Source organism: Methylopila musalis, assembly GCF_042679725.1.
In the GTDB taxonomy this organism is placed as follows: Bacteria; Pseudomonadota; Alphaproteobacteria; order Rhizobiales; family Methylopilaceae; genus Methylopila; species Methylopila musalis.
The window spans coordinates 1-6,189 of the sequence record NZ_JBHTMX010000171.1; the positions used below are offsets into that span (position 1 = coordinate 1).

The window sequence follows — 6,189 nt, forward strand, 5'->3', positions numbered from 1 at the left end:
ATGCTGTCGGCGGCGCTCGCCGGCGTCGCCGCCGGCGCGGCGCCCAGCCTCTGGCACATCGCGCTGTTCGCCGTGGGCGCCGTCGCCATGCGGGGCGCGGGCTGCACCTACAACGACCTTGTGGACCGGGACATCGACGCCCAGGTCGCCCGCACCCGCTCCCGCCCCCTGCCCTCGGGACAGGTCACGCCCAAGGCGGCGGCGCTGTTTCTCGCGGCGCAGATCCTGATCGGCCTCGCGGTGCTGCTGGCGCTGCCGCCCTTCGCCATTCTGGTCGGCGCCTGCTCCGTGCTGCCGGTCGCGCTCTATCCGTTCATGAAGCGGATCACATGGTGGCCGCAGGCCATGCTCGGCGTCTGCTTCGGCTGGGGCGCGCTGATGGGCTGGGCCGCCGCCTTCGGCCGGCTCGACGCCGCGCCGCTCGCCCTGCACGCCGCCGCCTTCGTGTGGATCATCGGCTACGACACCATCTACGCCCATCAGGACAAGGAGGACGACGCGCTGGTGGGCGTCGGCTCCACCGCCCTGCTGTTCGGGGCCCGCACCCGGCCGATCGTGACCGCGCTCTACGCCGCCGCCGCGCTGCTAATCGGCGTCGCGATCCATCTCGCGGGCGGCGGATGGCTGTCTTACGCGGGCCTCGCGGGCTTCGCGGCCCATTGCGTCTGGCAGATCGTCCGTCTCGACATCGCCGATCCGGCCCTGTGCCTGAAACTGTTCAAGTCGAACCGCGAGGCGGGCGCGCTCGTCTTCGCGGGACTGGCGCTGGACGCGATCACGCGGCTGTGATGACTGTGGCTCACGACTTCGTTACTGCGCTGTAAACAAATTTTCCCCCGGGTGGCACGGGCTCTGCGTGGCGGCTCCGGGCGGCGAGGCGCGGAGCCTCGTCGCGGATCACGCACGAACCCGGGGGGTTTCCTGATGGATAACGCTGCGCTTCTCGCGAAAATCGAGGCGTTGGAGGCGTCGGTCGCCTTGACCAAGACGGTCAACGCCGAAGTCTTCTACTGGTGGTGCACGGCGCTGATGATCGCCATCCACGCAGGCTTCCTCGCCTACGAAATGGGCGCCTCCCGCGCAAAGAACGCGCTGGCCTCGGGCCTGAAGAACCTTCTCGCCTTCGCCTTCCTGATCCCGGCCTTCTACTTCTTCGGCTGGTGGATCTATCTCGCCTTCCCGACCGGCTTCACGATCTCCGACGCGGCCTCGGGCGGCGTGGCCTGGAGCGAGTCCATGGGCCCGAACCTCGGCGACAACGCCTCGGGCATCTTCTGGGCGGCCTTCACGCTGTTCGCCGCCACCACCGCCTCCATCATGTCCGGCGCGGTGATCGAGCGCATCCGCATGTCGGCCTTCACGATTCTCGCCATCATCCTCGGCGGCTTCGTGTGGATCCTCGGCGCCTCGTGGGGCTGGCACCCCGAGGGCTGGCTGACCACGACCTGGGGCTTCCACGACATCGGCGCCGCCGGCGCGGTGCACATGGTGGCGGGCTTCTTCACCCTCGGCGTGCTGATCAATCTCGGGCCGCGCCTCGGCCGCTTCAACGCCGACGGCTCGGTGAACCACATCGCCGGCCACAACATGCCCATGTCGCTGATCGGCCTGATGCTGATCGTGATGGGCTTCTTCGGCTTCCTCGGCGGCTGCATCCTCTACAACGGCGGCACGTGGATGACGATCTACAACACGCCGACCACCCTCTCCGCCTTCGCCTTCAACACCCTGATGGGCGTCGCCGGCGGCATGATCGGCTCCTACCTCGTCACCCGCGATCCGTTCTGGATGATGTCCGGCGCGCTGATCGGCGTGATCTCCTCCGCGCCCGGCCTCGACGTCTACTACCCGCCGCTCGCCTTCCTGATCAGCTTCATCGGCGGCTGCGTCATCCCGAAGCTCGCCGACATGCTGCTGACCCGCTTCAAGATCGACGACGCGGTGGGCGCGGTCGCGGTGCACGGGCTCGGCGGCGTCTGGGGCCTGCTCGCGGTCGGCATCTTCGCCGCCGGCTACCCCAACGTGAACGGCCCGGCGATCTCCTTCAGCGGCCAGTTCATGAGCATGCTGGTGTTCGCGGCGCTCGGCTTCCTGCCCGGCTTCGTGGCGTCCTACGGGCTGAAGATCGTCGGCCTGCTGCGCACCGATCCCAAGGTGGAGCTCGCCGGCCTCGACGTGGCGGAGGTTCCGGTCAAGGCCTATCCGGAAGCCTCCACCATCCCGGCCTTCACGGGCGGCGAGGCGCTGAGCCCCGCCGAGTGATCCGGCGCGGGGGCCTGGTCCCCCGCGTCTTCCCGCCGGGCGCGCGCGCCGCGTCCGGCCTCGTCTGCGACGCCACCTCCGATCTCAGAAGGACAGGATCATGAACTCCGCCCCGATCACCACCTGGGAAGGCGCCAAAGCCTACTTCACCTTCGCCGACCAGCCCGGCGTGCTGATGCTGATCTCCGCGCTCGCGCTCGCGGCCTGCGTCGGCGTGCTGGTCTCGATGGTGCGCCACGAGACCGAATGCGTGAAGAAGCTGCCGAACTGAACGACGGCGGGGCGGCGTCGCCGACGCCGCCCCGCCTGATCGATGTTTTGAACGCCCGTGGGGCGCGTCAGCTGCGCGCGATGATCTCGCGCTCGCCGCGGGCGACCTTGGCGTCCGGCGCAAGCTTCGTCGGGCGCCGCCGGGTGAGGAAGCGCGGCCGGCGCCCCGCCAGCAGGCTGTGCCTCCGCCGCGGCCGGGGCCGTCCGACCTCGACCCCGCCGAGACGCTGGGTGGTCGTCACCCGCCGCCCGTCCAGATCCTCGATCAGCAGCGGCAGGTTCAGCGTGCGGCTCCAGCCGCGCCAGGCGGCGAGGCCGTCGCCGTCCGGGGCGCAGTCGTAGAGCGGCACGTCGAAGCCGCGGTCGCGATGGGCCAGCACCACCTCGATGCGGTCGGAGTCCGGTTCGGCTCCGGGCGCCGCGCGCAGCGCCACGCCCGAGAAGGTCGAAAGAGGAACCGCGATCCGCATGGAAACGCTCCGCACCATTCTGTCCACAAGCACGCGATCGCCGTCCAGCGTCACGCGGCGTTCGCCGCCGTCCGCCGCGGCGTCCGGCGCCGCGAGGCGGAGCGGCAGCGCGAAGGGATCCGGCCGCACGGCCGCTCCCGTTCCGGCGCACGTGAACGCGCCGGCTTCGGTCTGTCGCACCACTGTTTCAGTCTCCCTGAAGACCCGGTTGTTGTGGGTTCTTCGTCTGAGACGGACTGTTCCACGCGCCATCGCCACACCCGCTTAACAGGGCTGGTGAATGTTTTATTGACCCGGTGTTTTCGCCCCCTCGTCTGCGCTTATGCTGAAGATGTTCTTTCCGGCATTCGCGACATTTGAGCGAACGCCCCGTCCGCCTTAGCGCCGCTTGCGACCGCCATGCGACATCGGCCCTCCATCGCCCGACTTGCGCTCGCGCCTTGATCTGGACACTTTGCGGGGGCGTCTCTCCCCCACCCCGCGCGCAACGCCCGCCAGCCTTCAGGACCTCGCCCCGCCGTGTCTTCGCCCATCGCGCCGCTCGACCTCGCCACCCTCGCCCGCCACGTCACGGACGTCGTGCGCGAAGGCGGAGCGATCGCCGCGCGCCTGTTCGACGGCGGCGGCGCGAAACGCTGGACCAAGGGCGACGACAGCCCGGTCACCGAGGCCGACATCGCGGTCGACCGCTTCCTCGCCGACCGCCTGCCGCCGCTGGTCGAGGGTTCCGGCTGGCTGTCGGAGGAGACCGCCGACACGCCGGAGCGGCTCGACCGCCGGCATGTGTGGGTGGTCGATCCCATCGACGGCACCCGCGCCTTCGTGGAAGGCGTGCCCGAATGGGTGGTCTCCGTCGCGCTGGTGGAGGACGGCCGCCCGGTGCTCGGCGTGGTGCACAACCCGGTGCGCGACGTGACCCATGTGGCGACGCTCGGCGGCGGCGCCACGCTGAACGGCGAAGCCATCGCCGTGTCGGACTCCGCCTCGCTCGACGGCGCGCAGGTCGGCGGCACGCGGGCGCTGATCACGCCGCTGCGCCCCCACGGCGTGGTCGAGGGCGCCTGGATCTACGCCCTCGCCAACCGGCTGGTCCGGGTGGCGGACGGCGCGCTGCACGCGGCGCTGGCCCGCCCCGCCGCCCACGACTGGGACATCGCCGCCGCCCATGTGATCCTGCACGAGGCGGGGGCAAAGCTGACCGATTTCGACGGCGTGGAGCCGGCCTACAACCGCCGCTCCACCCGGCAGGGCGCGCTCGTGGCCGCCGCCCCGCAGCGGCATGCGGCGCTGCTCGCCGCGATCTCCGCCGACCCTGTTCTCGCCGCCGCCAAGGACGGACCCAAATGACCGACGTCAAGCCCAAGCAGCTTCTCCACCTCGTGTTCGGCGGCGAACTCGACGACGTGACCGGCGTGTCCTTCAGCGATCTGGCGCAGCTCGACATCGTGGGCGTGTTCCCGGACTACGAGAGCGCGCGGGTGGCGTGGAAGGCCAAGGCGCAGGCGACGGTGGACAACGCCCATGTGCGCTACTTCATCGTGCATCTGCACAAGCTGCTGGAGCCGGACGCGGCGAAGGCCTGACGCGCGCCAGGCGCGCTCTCCGGCATGCTGAAGCAGATCGGCCGCTCCACCGCGGCGCAGGAGACCGCGGGCGCGCTGCTCGCGGGCTACATCCGCCTTGTGCGCGCCACAAATCGATGGACTTTCGAGCCGGCCGACTTTCAGGACCGTCTCGTGCCCCACCTGCCCGTCATCGTCGCCCTGTGGCATGGCCAGCACCTCATGGTGCCCGCCATGAAGCGCGCCGACATGCCCGCACGCACCCTCGCCTCGCGCCATGTGGACGGCGGCGTCAACGCCATCGCCTGCCGCCATTTCGGCATCGGCGCGGTGCGCGGCTCGGGCGCGGCGGGGGCCGCCGCCCGCAAGGCCTCCCGCCGGGGCGGCGCGCAGGCGCTGCGCGTCATGCTGGACGCCTTGTCGAACGGCGACAGCATGGTGTTCACCGCCGACGTGCCCAAGGTCTCCGGCCGGGCGGGCGAAGGCGTGGCGCTGCTCGCCAAGCTGTCGGGACGGCCCGTGTTCCCCTTCGCGGTCGCCACCAGCCGGTCGTGGGATCTGGACAGCTGGGACCGGGCCTCGCTCAACCTGCCGTTCGGGCGCGGCGCCGCGGTGCTGGGCGAGCCCATCCGCGTGGCCGAGGACGCGGACGCGGGCGCGCTCGAGGCCGCGCGGCTTCGTGTGCAGGCGGGCCTCGACGCCGCCCATGCGCGGGCCTACGCTCTGGTCGGGCGGACGTGGAGACGGCGCGGCGACGCCGCGCCAAGCGGAGCGATCGCGACCGATGTCTGACCGCAACCGGCCGCCGCGGGTGACCGCGCCGCTCGCGCTGTATCGGCAAGGGCTGGTCGCGCTCGGCCCCTTCGCGCGCGCCCTGCTGCGCCAGCGCGCCAGCCGCGGCAAGGAGAACATGGAGCGGCTCGGCGAGCGCCGCGGCTACGCCAGCGCCGAGCGTCCGGACGGGCCGCTCGTGTGGCTGCACGGCGCGAGCGTCGGCGAGTTCAACGCGCTGCTGCCGCTGATCCAGCGGCTCACCGCCCGGGGCTACTGGGCGCTGTGCACCACGGGCACCGTCACCTCCGCCGCGGTGGCCGCGCGCCGCCTGCCGGACGGCGCCATCCACCAGTTCCTGCCGCTCGACGTGCCGGCCTATGTGGACCGCTTCCTAGCGCACTGGCGTCCTGATCTGGCGCTGCTTGCCGAAAGCGAGATCTGGCCGAACCTCCTGCGCGGCGCCCGCACGCTCGGCGCCCCGGTGGTGCTGGTCAACGGCCGCATGTCGGAGCGCTCCTTCGCGCGCTGGCGGCGGGCGCGGCGCACCATCGGCGCGCTGCTGGACCATTTCGACCTCTGCCTGACCCAGTCGGACAGGGACGCCGCCCGCTTCGCCGATCTCGGCGCCTCGCGGGTGCAGTGCGTCGGCAACCTGAAGTTCGACGCCGAGCCGCCGCCCGCCGACCCCGCCACGCTGTCCCAGATGCGCCTGTCGGTGAACGGCCGCCCGGTGCTGGTGGCGGCGAGCACCCATCCGGGCGACGAGGCCGGCGTCGCCCGCGCCCACGCGGTGGCGCGCAGCCACGCGCCGAACCTGCTGACCATCCTCGCGCCCCGCCACCCGGAGGCGG

Annotated in this window: 8 protein-coding genes; 7 read left to right on the plus strand and 1 reads right to left on the minus strand. The window is 71.6% G+C overall.

Going from position 1 to position 6,189, the window contains the following annotated elements:
• The 3 genes from ubiA to ACFQ4O_RS14065 form a co-directional block, all read left to right on the plus strand.
• On the plus strand, window positions 1–789 hold a 789-nt coding region (gene ubiA / locus ACFQ4O_RS14055; RefSeq protein WP_378776393.1), incomplete at its 5' end, for a 4-hydroxybenzoate octaprenyltransferase.
• Window positions 790–978: 189 nt separating this feature from the next.
• The gene (locus ACFQ4O_RS14060) at window positions 979–2,262 is read left to right on the plus strand and encodes an ammonium transporter (protein WP_378776395.1); all 1,284 of its coding nucleotides are present in this window, start codon (window positions 979–981) and stop codon (window positions 2,260–2,262) included.
• 100 nt (window positions 2,263–2,362) lie between these two features.
• Window positions 2,363–2,533 (plus strand): hypothetical protein, encoded by a 171-nt coding sequence (locus ACFQ4O_RS14065; RefSeq protein ID WP_378776397.1) that lies wholly within the window; start codon window positions 2,363–2,365, stop codon window positions 2,531–2,533.
• A gap of 67 nt (window positions 2,534–2,600) precedes the next feature.
• On the opposite strand, the gene ACFQ4O_RS14070 is transcribed toward ACFQ4O_RS14065, so the two are convergent.
• The gene (locus ACFQ4O_RS14070) at window positions 2,601–3,131 is read right to left on the minus strand and encodes a DUF6101 family protein (protein WP_378776399.1); all 531 of its coding nucleotides are present in this window, start codon (window positions 3,129–3,131) and stop codon (window positions 2,601–2,603) included.
• A 390-nt stretch (window positions 3,132–3,521) separates the two neighbouring features.
• On the opposite strand from ACFQ4O_RS14070, the gene ACFQ4O_RS14075 reads away from it, so the two are divergent.
• The 4 genes from ACFQ4O_RS14075 to ACFQ4O_RS14090 form a co-directional block, all read left to right on the plus strand.
• On the plus strand, window positions 3,522–4,349 hold the full coding sequence (locus tag ACFQ4O_RS14075; protein WP_378776401.1) for an inositol monophosphatase family protein: 828 nt from the start codon (window positions 3,522–3,524) through the stop codon (window positions 4,347–4,349).
• Window positions 4,346–4,585, plus strand: a complete 240-nt coding sequence (locus tag ACFQ4O_RS14080) for a DUF4170 domain-containing protein (protein WP_378776403.1) — start codon at window positions 4,346–4,348, stop codon at window positions 4,583–4,585. The genes ACFQ4O_RS14075 and ACFQ4O_RS14080 overlap by 4 nt, the downstream gene beginning before the upstream one ends.
• Window positions 4,586–4,609: 24 nt before the next feature.
• Window positions 4,610–5,356, plus strand: a complete 747-nt coding sequence (locus tag ACFQ4O_RS14085; protein WP_378776405.1) for a lysophospholipid acyltransferase family protein — start codon at window positions 4,610–4,612, stop codon at window positions 5,354–5,356.
• A partial coding sequence (locus tag ACFQ4O_RS14090; protein WP_378776407.1) for a 3-deoxy-D-manno-octulosonic acid transferase occupies window positions 5,349–6,189 on the plus strand: 841 nt, incomplete at its 3' end. The genes ACFQ4O_RS14085 and ACFQ4O_RS14090, both read left to right, overlap by 8 nt.

Bases quoted from the DNA above. Each gene is read 5' to 3' on its own strand.
- ACFQ4O_RS14065 (WP_378776397.1), top strand. From the start codon at position 2,363: ATGAACTCCGCCCCGATCACCACCTGGGAAGGCGCCAAAGCCTACTTC.
- ACFQ4O_RS14085 (WP_378776405.1), top strand. From the start codon at position 4,610: ATGCTGAAGCAGATCGGCCGCTCCACCGCGGCGCAGGAGACCGCGGGC.
- ACFQ4O_RS14080 (WP_378776403.1), top strand. From the start codon at position 4,346: ATGACCGACGTCAAGCCCAAGCAGCTTCTCCACCTCGTGTTCGGCGGC.